Here is an 18,492-nt window from a genome sequence, read left to right on the forward strand (position 1 = left end):
TCGACGAAGGCTTGTCCGGTGGGGCCGACGCCGGGGGCTTCGCCGGTGCCGCGGGCGAAGACCACCTGTACGTCGGGGCATTGGGCGGCGGCGGTGGGCAGGGCGGAACCGACGAGGGCCGACGCGCCGAGGCCGGACGCCGCGGCGACTGCTGGAGCAACAAAACGGGCTATTTGACGTGCGATCATGCCGCAATGGTGCCCAATGAATCGAAGGCCTAAACAACGTAAGCCAAGGAAATTACCGCGAATTCACACAGCGGCGTTTCACCTGGCGGTATCCGGGCGAGATGGGTTGCGCGCGACTCTGATCCGGCGCCGGGCCCCCCGCCGGTCCGGCATCTCGCCCGACGAGGCGGCCAATGCCGGGGCGGTGCGTGCGGCCCGGACGGCGATGTGGTCTGCTAACTAGACGAGTCGAGCGCACGGTGAAGCCATCCGCCGATCCTCGACAAGCGGCTCGAGTGAATGCAGCGGCAGAGTTGAACGCAGTAGTGCAGGTCCTCAACAAGGTCACGGACCACTTGGCCAATCCGGCGCGGGTGTCGGATCCCGACATGCTACGCAGCGCCGTCAGCGGTAAGACCGTTCTGGTCACCGGTGCCTCGTACGGAATCGGCGAGGCGACCGCCCGCAGGTTGGCCGCCGCGGGCGCCACGGTGCTGGCCGTCGCGCGGTCCGAGGAGCGGCTGGGCGACCTGGCGGCGTCGGTGAACGCCGCCGGCGGCCGCGCGATCGCCTACCCGACCGACCTCACCGACGAGGCGGCCGTCGGCGCGCTGACCAAGGAGATCACCGAGCGACACGGTGCGCTCGACATCGTGGTCAGCAACGCCGGCAAGTCGTTGCGCCGCTCGCTGCATGACCAGTACGACCGGCCGCACGACTTTCAGCGCACCATCGACATCAACTATCTGGGGCCGATCTGGCTGCTGCTGGGTCTCCTGCCGGCCATGCGGGAGAACGGGCGTGGGCACATCGTGAACGTGTCCAGTGTCGGCGTGCGCGTCGTGCCGGGGCCGCAATGGGGCGCCTACCAGGCGTCAAAGGGGGCTTTCGACCGGTGGCTGCGCAGCGTGGCGCCGGAACTGCACGCCGACGGCGTGGACGTCACCACCGTCTACTTTGCGCTGGTCCGGACCCGGATGATCGAACCCACCCCCATCCTGGGGCGGCTCCCCGGCCTGTCGGCCGACGAGGCCGCCGACGCGATCGCCAAAGCCGTCATCGATCGGCCCCGCAGCAACGAACCGCCGTGGGTGCTGCCGGCCGAGTTGGCCTCGGTGCTGCTGGCCGGGCCGGCCGAACGAGCGGCCCGGCTCTGGTACCGACGGTTCTTCTCGGAGCGCGGCGCCCGCGAGGCCCGCCGATGACCGGCGAGGGGGTGGTCGGCACCGCGGCGCGGGCGCTGCTGCGGTCGCGACTGCTCGCCCCGCCGTCACCCCTTGCCACACTGCGGCTGCTCCGGGAGGTGCGCCGGGGCGGCACCAACCCCTACACCCTGCTGGCGGTGACCGCCGCCCGCTGGCCCGACCGGGCCGCGATCGTCGACGACGACGGCGCCTGCGACTACCGCGAGTTGCGGTCGGCGACCGAGGCGCTGGCTCTCCGGCTCTCCCGCGACGGTGTGGGGCCCGGCGACGCGGTGGGCGTGATGTGCCGCAACGGGCGCGGTTTCGTCGCCGGCGTCTTCGCCGCCGCCCGGGTGGGGGCCGACGTGGTCCTGGTCAACACGGACTTCCGCAGCGACGCCCTGGCGTCGGCGATGAGCGCCCACCGCATCGGCACGATGATCGCCGACGGAGAATTCGGCGAACGCGCCCGCGCCGCCGGCCCGTCGGTCGTCCTCATCGACCCGGCGACGGTCACCGCGCGGGCGGGCGATCCGCGGCCCGGCGTGGCCGCCCCGGGCCGGATCGTTCTGCTGACATCGGGAACCACCGGCACGCCCAAGGGGGTGCCGCGCTCACCGCAACTGCGGTCCGCGGTGGGCGTGTGGGTGACCATTCTGGACCGGACCGGCCTGCGCACCGGGTCGCGAATCTCGGTGGCCATGCCCATGTTCCACGGGCTCGGGCTGGGGATGCTGATGCTCACCGTGGCCCTCGGCGGCACCGTGCTGACGCATCGCCACTTCGACGCCGAGGCCGCGCTGGCGCAGGCGTCGCTGCATCGCGCCGACGCGTTCACCGCCGTTCCGATCGTGCTCGCCCGCATCCTCGACCTGCCCGAGCGGGTGCGGGCCCGCAACCCGGTGCCCTACCTGCGGGTCGTGATGTCGAGCGGCGACCGGCTCGATCCCACCCTGGGGCAGCGGTTCATGGATGCCTACGGCGACATCCTCTACAACGGCTACGGTTCCACCGAGGTCGGGATCGGTGCCCTGGCCACACCCGCGGACCTGCGCGAGGCGCCCGAGACCGTGGGCAAACCGGTCGCCGGCTGCCCGGTGCGCATCCTGGACCGACACGGCAGGCCCGTCGGCGCGCGCGTCACCGGGCGCATCTTCGTCGGCGGCGAACTGGCCGGCGAGGGCTACACCGGTGGCGGCGCGAAGACCGTGATCGACGGCATGACCAGCACCGGCGACATGGGCTACCTCGACAACGCGGGCCGGCTGTACATCGTCGGCCGCGAGGACGACATGATCATCTCCGGCGGCGAGAACGTCTACCCGCGCGCGGTCGAGAACGCGCTCGCCGAGCACCCGGCCGTCGCCGACAACGCGGTCATTGGCGTTCCCGACGAACGGTTCGGCCACCGGCTGGTCGCGTTCGTGGTCTTGCAGCCGGGCAGTGACACCGACCCCGAAGCGCTGCGGGAGTACCTCAAGGGCAGGGTCTCCCGGTTCGAACAGCCCCGCGACATCACCGTCGTCGACAGCATCCCGCGCAATCCGGCGGGCAAGGTCCTGCGCAAGGAGCTGTCCGGCTGACGGCGCGCGGGTGCCGCCTCAGTCGTGCTTGGGTTCCAGGGCGGTGACCTGCTTGGCCAGCCAGTTGGGTGCCAGCACCGAGACGACGGTCGCGCCCGCGGTGGCGCTGATGACCCCGCTCCAGGCGACCGGGCCCAGCGGGGTGCAGCCGAAGAAGTGGCTGACGCCCGGGGTCTGGACGATGGCGACCAGCACGCCCGCGCTGCCCAGCGCCGTGCCCAGCACGAGCGGGCTGTGGCGGCGCGTCAGCAGGGTCTGCGCGAGCTGGGTGGTCACCAGCGCCGTCAGTCCCATGGTCGACGTGCGACGTTCGGTCCCCGGTGTCCAGCGCCCGATGGCCCAGGCCGCCGTCGCGCCCGCCGCCGTGACGGCGCCGCGGGTGACGATCTGCCGCATCAGTGGCGCGTCGAGGGACGGCGACGGCCCGGACAGCGTCGCCAGCTGGAATGCGCGGTGCAGCTGTTCGGCGTCGCGGTCGACCCCGTCGGCGGCCTCCTCCGGCTCGCGGTACTGCGGGGTGACGGCGACCGCCAGCGCGGGGAACATGTCCGTCAGCAGGTTCACCAGCAGCAGCTGGCGGGTGCCCACTGGGGCGCGGCCGGTGCCCAGGGCGGTGCCGATGAGGGTGAACAGCACTTCGCCGACGTTGCCGCCGACCAGGATGCTCACCGCGTCCCGGACGCCGCCCCACATGCCGCGGCCCTCGACCAGCGCGTCCAGCAGCACCCCGAGGTCGTTGTCGGTCAACACGATGTCGGCGGCCCCGCGCGCGGCCGACGAGCCGCGCCCGCTCACGCCGATGCCCACGTCGGCCATCCGGATGGCGGCCGCGTCGTTGGCCCCGTCGCCGACCATCGCGACCGCCTGCCCGCCGGCCTGCAGCGCCGCGACGATCTGCACCTTCTGCTCGGGGCTGACGCGGGCAAAGACCTGCACGTCGGCCGCGACTTTGGCGCGGTCCTCCTCGCCGAGCGCGGCGAGCTCCGCCCCGGTGATCTCCCGGGCGTCCGGCGGCAACCCCAGTTGCCGGGCGATCGCCCGCGCGGTCACCGGGTGGTCGCCGGTGATCAGCACCACCCGCCGGCCGGCTTCCACCAGCGCCTCGATCAACGGCCGGGCCGAGGCGCGCGCGGTGTCGGCCAAGCCGACGTAGCCGAGCAACTCGAGGTCGTGGGCGGCGGCGTCGACGGCGTCGGCGTCGGTCTCCTCCTCGCCGGTCGTGCCCTCCCAGTGGCGCTGCGCCACCGCCAGCACACGCAGGCCCTGCTCGGCCAGGCGCAACACCAGCGCCTGGGCGCGGTCCTGCTCGACATCGGAGTCGGCGAACCGGCAGCGCGGGAGGACCTCTTCGGGCGCGCCCTTGACCATCAGCATCGGCCCGCCGTTCCCGCCCGCGATGCCGATCGCGGCGGAGTAGCCGCGACTGGATTCGAACGGCACGTCCGCGAGCACCGTCCAGTCCGAAGCCCATTGCGCGTCAACGGCGTTGGCTGCCGTGAGGATCGCCTCGTCGGTGGCGTGCGCGTGGCCGCCTCCGTTGTGCGGCTGGGTGCTGCTGCGCGCCGCGGCCCGCAACACGGCGGCCGCCGCCGGGTCGGCCAGGTCGGGGAACGCGCCGTCCGCGTCGGTGCCGTGCGGGACAACGCTGACGGCGCGCAGATGGTTCTCGGTGAGCGTGCCGGTCTTGTCGAAACAGATCGTCTCGACCCGGCCCAGCGCTTCCACCGCACGCGGCGTGCGGACCAGCACCCCGCGCCGCGACAACCGCTGGGCGGCGGCCAGCTGGGCCAGGGTCGCCACCAGCGGCAAGCCCTCGGGGACCGCCGCCACGGCGATGGCGACCCCGTCGGCGACCGCCTGACGCAGCGATCCCTGATGCAGCAGCGCCAGGGCGGTCACCGCCGCGCCGCCGGCCAGGGTCAGCGGCAGCACCTTGCTGGTCAACTCACGCAACCGGGCCTGCACCCCGGCCGCCGACTCGACGTCGGCGATCGCCGAGATCGCGCGCTGCGCGGCGGTGCCCGCACCGGTCGCCACGACGATCGCGCGGGCGTGCCCGGCGACGATGGTGCTGCCCTCGAACAGCATGCTGGCGCGGTCGGAGTCGGCGACGGCCACGGGCTCGACCTGCTTGTCCACCGGCAACGATTCGCCGGTGAGGAAGGACTCGTCGACTTCGAGGTCCTCGGCGACCAGCAGGCGGGCGTCGGCGGGGACCACCTCCGGGGCGGCCAGGTCGATGATGTCGCCGGGCCGCAAGGACTTGGCGTGCACCGACACGGTCCGCTCGGCGGTGCGGGCCGCATCCAGCCGGCGGTGCGCGGTGGCGACCGCGGGGACGACGACCCGGCGCGCGTACTGGTCCTGCTCGGCGAACAGCTCGGCGACAGCGGCCTCGGCCCGCAGCCGTTGCACCCCGCCCGCGATCGCGTTGGCGGTCATCACGCCCGCCACCAACAGCGCGTCGACGCTGCTGCCGACGATCGCCGAGGCCGCCGCCCCGACGGCCAGGATGGGGGTCAGCGGATCGGCGAGTTCGGCCCGCGTCGCGGTCAACAGCCGTCCCACCTGGCTCGCGGGCCCGCGCAGCGGCGCGACCACGGGGTTGTAGGAGAGGTCGTCGAGCAGCTGCCGCCAGGGCGCCACGCCGGGCTCGACGGCCAGCGGCCGCGTGCGGCTGGCCAACCGGGCGTAGACGATCTCCGGATCCAGGGCATGCCAGGCGGTCAGCGGTTGCGGGGTGGGGTCGGCCAGGCGAAGCACCCGGGAGGCCGCGAAGGTGCCCTGGATGAGGGCGGCCGCGGCGGCCGCGTTCACCGGGTTGAGCCAGCGCTGCACGGCGAACGGGCTCAGGGTGCGCGGATCACCGGTGACCAGCAGCAGCCCCGCCAGCGTGCTGCCGCCCTTGGCCAGGCGCACCGCCGACTCCGTCGCCTCCCGGGCCACCGGCAGCGCAGACAGGATGCGCACCGCGGCGGCCAGGTCCGTGCCGGTGATGATGTCGGCCGTCCAGGGCGTCGCCGCCTGCGGGTCGTCGAGCGCCACCCCGACGTCGGCGATGGCCAGCGCGGCCAGCGTGTCAGTCGACGCGAAGTCGCGATGCAGCGCGGTGATCAGCAACACCGGCCCGCGATCCGTTCGCAGGTCGCGCACCAACTGCAGCAGCGGCGTGCCCGGTGGGTGGCTCACGGCGACGCTGGCGGTCAGGTCCTCGGTGCCGGCGACGTGGCGCAGCACCACCCGGGCGCCGGTCCGGTGCGCGATCTGCAGCAGCGGGATGGCGAACGGGTCGACCTCCCAGCCGACGTCGACGCTGCCCACCCGCTCACCGTCGACCACCAGGTCGGCGTGTTCGAGTCCCTGCGCCGGCGTGGCCGACGACTCCTGCGCCCGGACCCAGCGCAGCCGGGCGCCGGTGGCCGGCAGCTCGTCGGGGTCGGGTTCGGGCGCCTCCTCGCCGTGCAGCAACGCATCGGCGACCTCGTAGACGCGGTCCTCGTCCCACCCGGGCACGTCGCCTCGGGCCTGCAGCACGGCGCGGTTGTCGCCCCGCAGCGCGGCCCCGTCGACGACGACCACCTTGACCCGGTCCAGCCGCCGCAGCGCACCCGGGTCCAGGAACAGCTGCCCGGCGTTGGCCAGGCCGCGGCCCAGCACGGCCGCGAATGCCTGCCGGCCCGTGTGCGCCGCCCGGGGCACGCCTGCCAGCAGCGCGCCGGCCGCATCCTCGGTGCCGCCGCCGGCCAGCAGCGCACCCGCCGCGGCCAGCAGCGAAGCGTTGGCGGCCTGGTCGGCGTACTCCTCCACCGGCCCGGCCATCGAACCCTTCGCGGTGTCGATGGCGGCGTCGATGGCCCCGCCCACCACCACGTGGGACGCTTCTCCCGCCGCGGCGGCCGCCGAATTATGGCGGGGCGCGTGCGATTTCGGCCCGGCCGACGAGATCACCGGAACCACCGGCGCCTGCGGGCGGCTGGGCGAGGCCAGCTCCGGTTCGCGGTCGCGCCATCGCTGACGGTGCGCGGTGGCCTCGGAGACCTGCAAGCTCCGTTGGGCCAGATCCAGCAGCGGGGTGCCGACCGCCTGCGTCAGCCCGTTGGCCAGCGCGGTCGACGCGCTCAGGGCGATGTCGGTGCCGACGCGGCCCAGCCGCGATTCCAGCACGGCGACCACCCGCGGCTGATGATTCAGCAGGGCCGCGGCCGCGCGGGCGCTGCGCGGCGCGACGGGCAGCCTGCCCAGCCAGCCGGTCACCGCGGCGCCGATGGCCGCCACGTCCATCGCGGCGGCGCTGGCCGGCACCAGGATCGCCAACGGGTTTCCCGGGTCGGCGAACGGCGCCGTGCGAGGCGAGTCTTTGGCGGCGACCAGGGTCAGGTCCGCCGCCACGCTGCAGACCGTGTCCCTGACCCGGTCGAGCACGGCGTCGTTGTCGCCTTCGTTCTCGAATTCGACCACCAACCGCCCCAGGGCGCCCTCGACGTGGGCCGCGGCCACCCCCGGAATTCGGCGGACCGGCTCCTCCACGGCGGGGGCGTGATCGTGCCAGCCGGGGAAAGGCAGCAACGGATCCAGGTCCAGATGCACCCGCCGCCCGCTCTGCCACCGGATCGGCGGGGTGACGCCGCGCCCGGAACCGTTGGTGGGTCCGGTCAATCCGATGGCGCGGCCCGTGGTCTGGGCCATGGACTGCACGACCGGGACCGCCAGTTCGGCGACCGGGCTGGCCAGATTCTGCAGGGCGTCCGCGGCGCCGGCAGCGGTGGAGATGCCGGCTCGCACTACCTGCGCGGCTCCGTCGGTCATGCCGGCGACGACGCTGGCAACGCCGGGAATCCTCACTCAGTCACCCTTCGATTACGTCTACCGCGCCTAATGATGCTGGGGGGCATGGGGCCTGTCCACATTTGCGGGCCATGCGGCGGCACCGATGACTCCGCTGGGTCGGCCTTCCTTCGGTGACCGGAGGTGCGGTCGCTTCCCTGCGGACAGGTTACCGGCTGGAGGGAAAACCAAACGTGCTGAACAGGCCCGGGTCGAGGAAGACGGTGATGGTGGCGATCCCGTCGGCGCCCGCGGTGAGGACGTGGATGGAATGGGCGCGCATCGCCCCGTCGGCGTCGCGGCGGTATTCGGCGACCGCGGGTTGCGCGTTGGCGGCCGTCGGGATCATCGCGATATCCCCGGCCTTGGTGAAAGCGCGTGCGGCGAGGAATCGCCGCACCGGGTCGCGGCCGGTGAACCACACATCCAGGGGCGGCATTTCGAGTTTCACGTCCGCTTGCAGCAGCGCGGTGAGCGCGGCCATGTCGGCGTTCTCGAAGGCGGCGCAGTAGCGGTCGAGCAGTTCGCGGCGCGCGGCATCGTCGGGCTCGGACAGGGTGTCCTCGGTGGGGGAGAGCTCCGCGAGGCGGGCACGCGCCCGCTGCAGCGAGCTGTTGACCGCGGCCGGCGTCGTTTCGAGCAGCTCGGCCACCTCGGCGGCGGTGAACTGCACGACGTCGCGCAGGATGAGTACCGCTCGCTGGTGGGCGGGAAGTTCCTGCAGGGCCGTCATCACCGCCAGCCGCAGGCTTTGCCGCGCGGTGACGTTGTCCTCGGGGGTGGCCATCAGCGAGTCGGGGATCGGCTCCAACCACTCGTGCGGGCTGTCGGTCGCGTCGAGGCCGGCCTCCGGGTCGATCGATCCGTCGCCCAGCCCGGCCGGCAGCACCCGGCGGGCGCGGTTCTGCAGGGCCCGCAGGCACGCGGTCGTCGCGATCCGATAAAGCCACGTCCGCAACGCCGCCCGTTCCTCGAACGCCGGGTAGCCACGCCAGCCGTTGAGGTAGGTCTCCTGAACCAGGTCCTCGGCGTCGTGCACCGACCCGAGCATGCGGTAGCAGTGCGCGATGAGCTCCGCGCGGAACGGCGCCGCCTGCGCGATGAAATCCTCCCTCGCCGGCATGGCTTCTCCTGTCTGGGCTGCGACCGAACGCTACTCCAGTACAGAGACGGCGGGCCGCCGAAATTCATCGGTTCCCCGGCGATGAATTCGCGCGCCGCGCCGCCTCTCAATTGGTGGACGCACATTCCCTAGCGAGAGCGAGGACGACCATGAACGAGCCCGTGAGCACCGCCGGCCTGGCCGGCACCACGGCAATCGTCACCGGGGCGAGCCGCGGCTTCGGCCGCGCGATCGCCGGCGCCCTGGCGGGGGCCGGCGCCGAGGTGGTCGGTGTGGCGCGCAACCGAATCGGTCTCGACGAAACGCGCGACGAGCTGGGCGACGCTTTCGTCCCGGTGGTCGCCGACGCCTCCGACGCCGCGACCGCGCAGCGGCTGATCGACACGTACCGGCCGCACACGCTCGTGTTGGGTGCCGGGGCGGCGCCCCACATGAGCCCCATCCAGGATCAGAGCTGGGACAGCTTCAGCCAGAACTGGAATGTCGATGTCGCCCAAGCCTTTCACTGGACCCGCCACGCGCTGCGACGTCCGCTGGCGCCGGGCAGCTCGGTGATCCTCATGTCCAGCGGCGCCGCTGTGGCCGGTTCGCCGCTGAGTGGGGGCTACGCGGGGGCGAAGGCGACGGTCAGGTTCATCGCCGGCTACGCCGCCGTCGAATCGCAGCGCGCCGGGTTGGGGATCCGCTTCGTGTCCGTCCTGCCGCGGTTGACGCCGGCCACCGACCTGGGCGCCAAGGCCGTCGCGGCTTACGCCGAACGCCAGGGCCTCGACGTCGAGGCGTTCGCGCGGGCCGCGGGGCCGGCCCTCACCCCGGAACAGGTGGGCCGCTCCGTCCTGGGGATCGCCGTCGGCGCGCCCGGCGGCGAGGACGCCTACCTGCTCACCTCGACGGGCCTGTCGGCGGTGGCCTGATGTCACTCGAAACCACAAGGAGGACAACGACAATGAACACACCCCCCATCGTGTCCGCCCGCGACTGGGCGGCCGCGCGTGAACGGCTGCTGGCCAAAGAGAAGGAAGTGATGCGCGCCCGCGACGCCCTGGGGGCGGCGCGCCGCCGGATGCCGTGGCTGGCCGTCGAGAAGGAATACGCGTTCGAGGGGCCCGGGGGCAGGGCAAACCTGCTGGAGCTGTTCGCCCGCCGGCGGCAGCTCATCGTGTACCGCGCCTTCTTCGAGCCGGGCGTGGACGGCTGGCCCGACCATGCGTGCCGCGGCTGCTCGATGATCGCCGACCACGTGGGCCACCTCGCCCACCTGAACGCCCGCGACACCACCCTGGTCTTCGCCTCGCGCGCGGCACAACCCGACATCGCGCGGCTGAAGGCGCGAATGGGTTGGCAGATGCCCTGGTACACGATCACCGACGACTTCGATGCCGACTTCGGGGTGGACCAGTGGCACGGCACCAACGCGTTCATCCGGGACGGCGACCGCGTGTACCGGACGTACTTCATCAACAACCGCGGCGACGAGGCGCTGGGCAACACCTGGAGTTACCTCGACATGACCGCACTCGGGCGCCAGGAGAGCTGGGAGGACTCGCCGGACGGTTATCCCCAAACCCCGCCGTACGAGTGGTGGGACTGGCACGACGCCTACGGCGAGCGCACGCCGTCGCGGTGGTTCGGCGAACCGGATCCCGACGACCCGAACGACCCGCGCCCGGCGCGCAACGGCTGAATCGGGCCGATCGCATTTGGTGTCTTCGACCCGAATAACACGAATGCGCGGTAGCCGTCCAACGGCTACGCGCGCACTATTCGGCAGAGTGAATTGGGGCTATAAAATTCGGTGGTTCGCCCTGTTGACGTGGTAGCCCGCCGGGAACGACTTCTCGATGACCTGCAGGTGGTGGTCCACCCGGGACTCGAGTTCGAGGACCACGCAGCCGTCGCCGACGGTCTTGGACTCGAGGACTATGTACCGCTGGCCGCAATCCGTGATGGGATCACCCGAGTGCAATGTTTCGACGGGCACCAATTCCGGGGTTCCGTTTGATTCCACCCATCACACGGTAGGTCAATCCCGTGGGCGAGGGAATAGTTTTCGCGATCACCCGGGCTCACCGCGTCGCGGGCTGCTTGAAGAACACGCTGACGTGACGGATCCGCCCGTCGTCGCTTTGCTCGAACAGGATGCATTCCGGCCACCGCTTGGTGACCCCGTCCATTTCGAACGCCTCGGTCAGCTCGACGTAGGACAGCCGGGAGTTCACGTGCGAAACCCGCTGCACCTCCAGCCGATGCCCGTCCAGGTTGGTGAGCACCTTGCGCAGATAGGCGACGTAGTGCTGCTTGCCCTCGACGACATCGCAGAACGGGCCCTCGCGCAGCAGGCCTTCGTCGGAGATCGTCGCGGCAAGACCGTCCCAGTCGTGCGCGGCCAGGCAGTCCAGGTAGCGCTCGACCACTCCCGGTTCGCTCACGTCGGCTCCACGCACACCACAGTAGGCGACCGGTGGGCCGGAAAACAGGTTTGCTCAAGCCGTCCGCCCGGCCGGGCGGTGCGGGCGAGAATAGGGCGATGAGCGCACCCAGCCCACCGGATTCGCCGCCCGCCGCCCCGAGTTGCTATCGGCATCCCGGCCGGCCGACGTACGTCCGCTGCAACCGTTGTGAGCGCTACATCTGCGGCGACTGCATGCGCAGCGCCGCGGTCGGGCACCAGTGCGTGGAGTGCGTCCGGGCGGGCGCCCGAACCATCCGGCAACCGCGGACCCGCTTCGGCGGGCGGCAGCGGTCGGCGACGCCGGTGCTCACCTACGCGCTGATCGCCGTCAACGTGGTCGTGTTCGTGCTGCAGATGGCGTCGGGGAATCTCGAGAAGCAGCTGGCGCTGTGGCCGCCGGCGGTCGCCGACGGCCAGTTCTACCGGCTGGCGACGTCGGCGTTCCTGCACTACGGGGCGACGCATCTGCTGTTCAACATGTGGGCGCTGTACGTGGTGGGACCGCCGCTCGAAATGTGGCTGGGCCGACTGCGTTTCGGTGCGCTGTACGCGCTGAGCGGGTTGGGTGGCTCGGTGCTGGTCTACCTGGTCTCGCCGCTCGACACCGCGACGGCGGGCGCCTCGGGGGCGATCTTCGGCCTGTTCGGCGCCACCTTCGTGGTGGGCAAGCGGCTGGCCGTCGACGTCCGCTGGGTGGTGGTGGTCATCGGGCTCAACCTCGTCTTCACTTTCCTTGTCCCGCTGATCAGTTCGCAACGCATCAGCTGGCAGGCGCATGTGGGCGGGCTGGTCACCGGTGGGCTGGTCGCGGCCGCCTACGTGTATCCGCCGAAGGAGCTCCGCAACGCGGTCCAGGCGGCGGTGACCCTGCTGGCGCTGGGAGCGTTCGCCGTACTGGTCTGGTGGCGCACCGCGCAGCTGCTCGCGGAGTTCTCCGCATGAGCTGGTGGCTCGCCCACTCCGAGCACACGCTGACTCAGGACGTGCCCGCACCCCCCGGCGAGGTCCGCGACTTCTACGTGGACCTGGACAACATCAAGATCGTCCACCCGCTGATCGTGTCCGTGCGCACGCTGTCGCGCAGCGAGACCGCGGAGGGCGTCGTCCACAGCTACCGGGTGCGCGACCGGATCCCGTTGGGCCCGTTCACCATCACCAACACCTACCGGGCCACGTTGCGGGTGCCCGCGGCCGGTGACGTGTTGACCGAGGCCGACCAGTCACCGGGGGTCCACCTGCGCGGCACGGTCAGCTTCGAGCCGATCGCGGCGGGCACGCGGATGACCGAACGCATCCGGATCGCCGCGCCGCGGCCGCTGGCGCCGTTCACGGCGCGCGAAGCCGTCAAGGCGCACACCGCGATGCTGGTCGGCATCCGCCGCCATTTCGAGACCGAATGATCAGCGAGGCTTCCACTCCGACGTCAACGCCGTCTCCGACAGATACTTCGTCGAACTCCACCCGCCGTCGACCACGATCGTCTGGCCGTTGATGAAGGCGCCGCCGGGCGAGCACAGGAACGCGATGGTGCTCGCCACGTCGTCGACCGTGCCCAGCCGCTGATGCGGCGTCATCTCGGTGTTGATGCGCCGGAACCGCTCGTCGTGCAGGCGCTCTTCTGTCATCGGCGTCTGAATCACTCCGGGGGCCACCGCATTACAGCGGATGCCCTGCGCCCCGTATTGGCACGCGATGTGGGTGGTCAGCGCGGTGAGGCCGCCCTTGGCGGCCGAGTACGCGCCGCCGCGCAGACCACCGACCACGGCGAAGGTCGACGTGACGTTGATGATCGCCGACCCGGGCGGCATGTGCGGCAGCACCTGGCGAATCAGGCGGAACGGGGCCCGCAGCATCAAACCCAGGAAGTGGTCCAGCGATTCGTCGTCCGTCTCGTGAACCGGCCGGGGGCTGCCGATGCCGGCGATGTTGACCAAAAAGTCGATGCGTCCCCACTTGTCCACCGCGGCATCGGTGATCCGCTGCGGGACATCGTCGTCGGTGAGATCGACAGCCACCGTGGCCACCCGGTCGGGATCGCCGATGTGTTGCGCCAGCTCGGCGAGTCGCTCGTCGTTTCGTCCGGTCGCCAGGATCGCCATGCCCGCCTCGGCGAGCTTCACCGCGCAGCCGAAGCCGATCCCCCCGCTCGCCCCCGTCACCACCGCTACCTGCATGTCACTGTTCCGCCTTCATCAGCGCCGCTTTGATCTGGTGCTTCAATATCTTTCCCGCGTCGTTCTTGGGCAGCATGTCCCAAAGTTCAAGCTGCTCGGGCGCTTTGAACCGCGCCACGCCCGAGTCTTCGAGGAAGCTGCGCAGGCCGGCCACGTCGAGGTCGGGCCCGCCCGCGGGGACCACGACGGCGCAGGCGCGCTCCCCGGTCCGCGCGTCGGGCAGCCCGACGACGGCGATTTCGGCGATGCCGGGGTGGCCGGCGAGGACGTCCTCGACCTCCTTCGGCGAGATGTTCTCGCCGTTGCGGATGATGATGTCCTTGGCCCGGCCGGTGACGACGAGATAGTCACCGTCGAGCCGGCGCGCCAGGTCCCCGGTGCGGAAGTAGCCCTCGTCGTCGAAGGCGTCGGCCTCGTCTTCGGGATGCTGGTAGCCGGTCAGCATCTGCGGCCCGCGCGCGTGGATCTCGCCGCCGACCAGCTTCACCTCCGCCAGGCCGACGCGCCCGTCGGTGTCGGCGGCGCGCTCGGGGTCCCGCAGCGACCCGACCGTCGTGACGGGGACCTCCGTCGAGCCGTAGACCCGGGTGACGATGGCCGACTCGAAATAGGCTGCGGCCCGGCGGATCAGCGCGGGCGGCACCGACGCCCCTCCGCAGATGAACACCTTCAGGTCCGGCAGGCGGGTGCCGGCGCGCTCCGCGGCGGCCAGGATGTGCTCGAGGAACGGGGTCGCCCCGGCCATGTGTGTGCACCGCTCGGCTTGCATGAGCGCCACCGCGTCGTCGCCGTCCCACCGCTCCATCAGGACCGCGGTGGCGCCCAGCAGCAGCGGGCATTCGAAGGCATAGATGGAACCGCCGATGTGCGCGATGGGCGACGCGACCAGGAACGTGTCGCCGGGTTCGACCAGCCAGTGCTCACCGAGCTGGCGGATCAGGGCGTGGATCGAGTTATGGCTGTGCAGAACGCCTTTCGGGCGCCCGGTGGTGCCCGACGTGTACAGGATCATGCGTACGGCATCGGGATTGAGCGCGGGGAGCGCCCCGACCGGGGCGCGATCTTCGAGCAGCGAGTCGAAGGGCGCGAACCCCGCGCCGGCGTCACCGCGCACGATCACGACCTCGGGCGGGGACTCCAGCTGCTCGGCCACCCGGCCGAGCATCGCGGCATAGTCGTGGCGGCCGAACTGTGCCGGCGCGAAGATCATTCGGCTGTCGGCGTCCTCGAGGACGAACCGGAGTTCGCGGTCTCGCATGGACGGCAGGATGGGGTTGGCCACCATCCCCGCCAACGTGGTGGCCAGGTAGATCAGCGCGGCCTCGTGCCAGTTGGGCAGCATGAAGGACACCACGCTGCCCGGGGGGATGCGGGCGTTCAGCGCGTGCGCCAGCGTCGTGGCCTGCCGGTGCAGGGTCAGGCAGTCCAGCCGCCGATCACCGTCGACCAGCGCCACCCGGCGCGGCGTGCGCTCGGCGGCCTCACGCAGCGCGTCGGCCAGCGTGGTGCGGACCCACCAGCCGCGCGCGTAGGCTTCGGCGGCGCGTTCGTCGTCCCATCGAACCCACCGCCCGCCGATCAGCTTCCGGCTGGTGGCCATTGCGGCAGCTTAGCCACGAACCCGGCGCATCGTCATCGAGTGCCGGAAGCGCGACGCGGGATGGGTGTTGATGGTGACCTGGGCGACCCGCCCGTCGGACGTCGTGTAGGTCCGCCGCACCTGCAATGCCGGTGCGCCCGAATCGATCTCGAGACCGGCGGCCAGGTCCGGGGTGATGAGCACCGCGGCGATCTCCTGCTGAACCTCGACGATGCTCAGCCCGAACAGGTCCTCGATCAGCGGGAAGATGGGGCCCTCGTGGCGTTGCAACAACCGGCCGACCCCCGCGAACGCGCGGTTGATGTAGTACTCGGTGCGGCACAGCGCCGCCCCCGCGGCCGCTTCGGCGGCGCGCCGGAAACCGCGCACGGTCAACCATTGCTCGCCGGCCGCCAACCCGGTGCGGGTGGCCAGGTCGTCGTCGACGGTGACCATGGCGACCGACTCGATGGCGAACCGGGTGTCCGTCGCGAACGCCAGCAGGTCGTTGATCGACATGACGTGCTGGACATAGGAGTCCGACGACGGCCGCGGCACCACGAGGGTCCCGGTCCGGGGGCGCGACGACACCAGGTTGTCCTCACGCAGGCGCCGCAGCGCCTCCCGAATGGTGTACCGGCTGACCGCAAACCGCTCACAGAGTTCGTGTTCGGTCGGCAGTTGGGAGCCCACCGGGTAGACGCCCTCCACGATCTCCTTGCGCAACGTGCGGGCGACCTGCAGGTACCGGTGATCGACGACTCTGGCTTCCGGCATCTTTTCCCCTCAACCTTCCCGTCGCACGGCCAGCACGCTCCCGTCGCCGTCCGCCGAGACGTACAGCGTGCCGTCGGGTCCGGCGGCGAGGCCGGCGAACGGACCCTGCGGGCCGGAGAAGGGCGGCATGCCGCGCAGCGGCTTGGGCGTCACCCCGGGCGGGGCGCCCACCGGCAGGCCCGACGCGATGGTCCGGCGGGCCCCGGTGTCCAGGTCGAAGGCGACCAACTCCTTGGCGCCGGCGTCGACGACATAGAGCTGCCCGTCGCGCACCAGGATGCCCTGGGGGCGTTGCAGGCCGTCCCACACGGCGTTGCCCGCCCCGCCGAGCCGGACGACCCGCCCGGCGCCCGCCTCGGACACCAGGCAGGCCCCGTCTGGGGCGATGGCCACGCCGACCGGTTCGCTGAGACCGGTGGCCATCACCTCGACGGCGCCCGCGCCGATGGACAGCACGCGGCCCGCGCCGAGTTCGGCCGCGACCACGGCCCCTCCCGGCGCGACCGCGACCCCGTAGAGCTGGTCGAAACCTTCAGCGAGAACGACGCTTTCGTTGTCACCCGGCCGGTAGCGTGCCACCTGGCCGTTGGAGGTGGTGACGACGAACTCGCCGTCGGCGACGGCGGCCAGGCCGCGCAGGAACCCCGGGTAGCCGGGGGTGAACATCATCCCGACGGTGCGCAGAGAGCCGTCGGAGAGGAGCACATAGAAGTACGTCCCGTCGGCGATGTAGAGGTTGCCGTCGGCGCCCACCGCCAGATCCAGCGGCCAATTCAGCCCGCCCGGCAACACCGTTCGGGTCTGGCCGTCGCCGAGGATCTCGGTGATCTCGCCGGTGAAGTTGGAGACGAACAGCCGCTCACCGACGAAAGTGAGGTTGTCCAGGCCGGGATTCAACGTTGCCAGCACGGTCCGTTCGCCGGTGCGCGCATCGATGCGCAGCACCTGCCCGCTGTGCACCTGGGTCGACACGATGCGCCCGCGGGAATCGAACTTCACCGCGTCGGGGACGCCGAGGTCGCCGGCCACGCGTTCGGGCTCCCCGCCGTCGGGGTCGATACGCCAGATCTCGTTGGCGCCCATCAGCGGGAAGTAGAGCATGCCGTCCGGCCCGACCTCCATGGCGTTGGGCGACGGCGCGTTCTCCAGCAGCACCCGCGCAGCGCCGGCGGCCGGATCGAGCTCCAGCAGGCGGCCGCCCTCGCGGCACTCGCCGATGAACAGCCGCTGCCCGTGAAAGGTGATGCCGTTGGCCGACGGCACGTCGTCGCGCAGCACCCGGCTGCGGCCCGCCGGATCACGCACGCTCACCCGGCCGTCCATGACTTCGGTGGCGAACAGGTTGCCGTTCGGGTCGAACGCGACGTCGTCGGGGGCGACGATCTCGCCACCCTTGGCGCTGACGACGTCCAGCCGGCCGGTCGCCGGGTCGAGCGCGCTGATCTGGCTGCCGGTCACCTGGGCGATGTAGATCCGGCCGTCCGGCCCGGTGCGTAAGCCGTTCGCACCGAACAGCCGGCTCGAGGGTGTCAGGCGGGTGAGGCTCCAGCCGTCGGCGGCGTGCGGGTCCCGTTCGGCGGTATAGCGGCACTGAGGCGGCGACGATCCGGCCATCACGCTCGCACGGTAGCAACGCACCGCTGGTCCAGACAATAGACGCCGCAGTATTTATCGGATCCCTTGACGCGTCGCGGTGCCGCGGAGAATCATGCTCTCTAATGAGTGCACATCGTTATCTTGTCCGGACAATTACCTGATTCGATGACAGGCGACCTACTGAGCCTGGATGGGCGCATCGTCGTGGTCTCCGGCGCGGCCGGGGGCGGCATCGGCACCACGGTCACCCGCATGGTCGCCGAGGCCGGGGCGACCGTGATCGCGGTGAGCCGCGGGCGGGAGAACCTCGATCGCCACCTGGGGCCGCTGCTCGCCGCGGGGCTCTCGGTGGTGCCGGTCACGGCCGACGCCTCCACCGAAGACGGCGTGCGAACCACGATCGACGCCGTGCGGCGCGCCGACGGTGAACTCCACGGGCTGGTCAACGTCGCCGGCGGCGCGGATCCCTCGACATGGATGCCGTCGACCCGGGTGACGCGCAGCGACTGGCGAGAACTGTTCGCCCGCAACCTGGAGACGATGTTCTTCATGAGCCAGGCCGTGGCCGCGGAGCTGAAGCACCGCGGCCGCCCAGGCTCGATCGTGTCGATCTCGTCGATCAGCGGGATGAACACGGCACCCTTCCACATCGCCTACGGCACGGCCAAGGCCGCCATCGTCGCGGCGACCCGCACGATGGCGCTCGAACTCGCGGACGGCCCGGCCCCGATCCGGGTGAACGCCGTCGCGCCGGGGGTCACCGAGACGCCGGCGTCGGGCGCCTACGTCGACTCCGACGCCGAGCGGGATCGCCGCGCCATCGCAATGGGTCGCCGCGGGCGGCCCGCGGAGGTGGCCGGCGCGGTCCTGTTCCTGCTGTCGGACCTGTCGGGCTACATCACCGGACAGACGCTGCTGGTGGACGGCGGATTGAACCTCAGGTGGGGGCACCTGGGCGCCGACAACACCTCGTTGTTCCTCAAAGACGAATCATTCCGCGCGGCGATCACCCGCTGGGACGGGTAGAAAGCGA

General features: G+C 71.5%; 14 protein-coding genes and 2 pseudogenes. 7 read left to right on the forward strand and 9 right to left on the reverse strand.

From position 1 onward, the window contains the following. Positions 1–188: pseudogene (locus tag A5713_RS27620) on the reverse strand (cutinase family protein); the annotation flags it as partial. Between the two features lie 275 nt (positions 189–463). Between A5713_RS27620 and A5713_RS13700 the strand changes: the two are divergent. Both A5713_RS13700 and A5713_RS13705 read left to right on the forward strand, forming a co-directional pair. Next, positions 464–1,372 carry an SDR family NAD(P)-dependent oxidoreductase gene (locus A5713_RS13700; RefSeq protein ID WP_068096215.1) on the forward strand — a complete coding sequence of 303 codons (909 nt, stop codon included), beginning with the start codon at positions 464–466 and terminating at the stop codon, positions 1,370–1,372. Then, positions 1,369–2,934, forward strand: coding sequence for an AMP-binding protein (locus tag A5713_RS13705; protein WP_068096217.1), 1,566 nt, complete (start codon positions 1,369–1,371; stop codon positions 2,932–2,934). The genes A5713_RS13700 and A5713_RS13705 overlap by 4 nt, the downstream gene beginning before the upstream one ends. A gap of 18 nt (positions 2,935–2,952) precedes the next feature. On the opposite strand, the gene A5713_RS13710 is transcribed toward A5713_RS13705, so the two are convergent. Then, positions 2,953–7,776, reverse strand: a complete 4,824-nt coding sequence (locus A5713_RS13710; protein WP_068096220.1) for a cation-translocating P-type ATPase — start codon at positions 7,774–7,776, stop codon at positions 2,953–2,955. 151 nt (positions 7,777–7,927) lie between these two features. Beyond that, a pseudogene (locus tag A5713_RS13715) lies at positions 7,928–8,908 on the reverse strand (sigma-70 family RNA polymerase sigma factor); the annotation flags it as partial. Positions 8,909–9,030: 122 nt separating this feature from the next. On the opposite strand from A5713_RS13715, the gene A5713_RS13720 reads away from it, so the two are divergent. Together A5713_RS13720 and A5713_RS13725 are read left to right on the forward strand one after the other, a co-directional pair. Continuing rightward, positions 9,031–9,795 carry an SDR family oxidoreductase gene (locus A5713_RS13720; RefSeq protein ID WP_068096224.1) on the forward strand — a complete coding sequence of 255 codons (765 nt, stop codon included), beginning with the start codon at positions 9,031–9,033 and terminating at the stop codon, positions 9,793–9,795. A 32-nt stretch (positions 9,796–9,827) separates the two neighbouring features. Further along, entirely contained in the window at positions 9,828–10,565 is a 738-nt protein-coding gene (locus A5713_RS13725) for a DUF899 domain-containing protein (protein WP_068096226.1), read from the forward strand. Positions 10,566–10,664: 99 nt separating this feature from the next. Here the strand turns inward: A5713_RS13725 and A5713_RS13730 are convergent, their stop codons facing one another. Together A5713_RS13730 and A5713_RS13735 are read right to left on the reverse strand one after the other, a co-directional pair. Further along, positions 10,665–10,889 carry a hypothetical protein gene (locus A5713_RS13730; protein WP_067919454.1) on the reverse strand — a complete coding sequence of 75 codons (225 nt, stop codon included), beginning with the start codon at positions 10,887–10,889 and terminating at the stop codon, positions 10,665–10,667. Positions 10,890–10,947: 58 nt separating this feature from the next. Further along, positions 10,948–11,310, reverse strand: a complete 363-nt coding sequence (locus A5713_RS13735) for a nuclear transport factor 2 family protein (RefSeq protein WP_102419121.1) — start codon at positions 11,308–11,310, stop codon at positions 10,948–10,950. 98 nt (positions 11,311–11,408) lie between these two features. Between A5713_RS13735 and A5713_RS13740 the strand changes: the two genes are divergently transcribed. Together A5713_RS13740 and A5713_RS13745 are read left to right on the forward strand one after the other, a co-directional pair. Continuing rightward, the gene (locus A5713_RS13740) at positions 11,409–12,275 is read left to right on the forward strand and encodes a rhomboid family intramembrane serine protease (RefSeq protein ID WP_082972944.1); all 867 of its coding nucleotides are present in this window, start codon (positions 11,409–11,411) and stop codon (positions 12,273–12,275) included. Continuing rightward, positions 12,272–12,733 carry an SRPBCC family protein gene (locus tag A5713_RS13745; RefSeq protein WP_068096230.1) on the forward strand — a complete coding sequence of 154 codons (462 nt, stop codon included), beginning with the start codon at positions 12,272–12,274 and terminating at the stop codon, positions 12,731–12,733. The genes A5713_RS13740 and A5713_RS13745 overlap by 4 nt, the downstream gene beginning before the upstream one ends. On the opposite strand, the gene A5713_RS13750 is transcribed toward A5713_RS13745, so the two are convergent. Genes A5713_RS13750 through A5713_RS13765 form a run of 4 tightly spaced genes read right to left on the reverse strand, consistent with a single transcriptional unit; the run spans position 12,734 to position 17,477 of the window. Beyond that, positions 12,734–13,507: an SDR family NAD(P)-dependent oxidoreductase gene (locus A5713_RS13750; RefSeq protein WP_068096231.1), complete on the reverse strand. Its 774-nt coding sequence runs from the start codon at positions 13,505–13,507 to the stop codon at positions 12,734–12,736. Between the two features lies 1 nt (position 13,508). Continuing rightward, positions 13,509–15,107, reverse strand: coding sequence for an AMP-binding protein (locus A5713_RS13755; protein WP_068096233.1), 1,599 nt, complete (start codon positions 15,105–15,107; stop codon positions 13,509–13,511). A 9-nt stretch (positions 15,108–15,116) separates the two neighbouring features. Continuing rightward, a complete protein-coding gene (locus A5713_RS13760; protein ID WP_068096235.1) occupies positions 15,117–15,863 on the reverse strand; it encodes a GntR family transcriptional regulator in 747 nt (248 codons plus the stop codon). A 9-nt stretch (positions 15,864–15,872) separates the two neighbouring features. Then, a complete protein-coding gene (locus tag A5713_RS13765; RefSeq protein WP_068096237.1) occupies positions 15,873–17,477 on the reverse strand; it encodes an SMP-30/gluconolactonase/LRE family protein in 1,605 nt (534 codons plus the stop codon). A 147-nt stretch (positions 17,478–17,624) separates the two neighbouring features. On the opposite strand from A5713_RS13765, the gene A5713_RS13770 reads away from it, so the two are divergent. Next, positions 17,625–18,485, forward strand: coding sequence for an SDR family NAD(P)-dependent oxidoreductase (locus tag A5713_RS13770; RefSeq protein WP_068096239.1), 861 nt, complete (start codon positions 17,625–17,627; stop codon positions 18,483–18,485). The last annotated feature ends 7 nt before the right edge of the window (positions 18,486–18,492 follow it).

Origin of the sequence: Mycobacterium sp. E2497 (assembly GCF_001668695.1) — a bacterium.
Taxonomy (GTDB): Bacteria; Actinomycetota; Actinomycetes; order Mycobacteriales; family Mycobacteriaceae; genus Mycobacterium.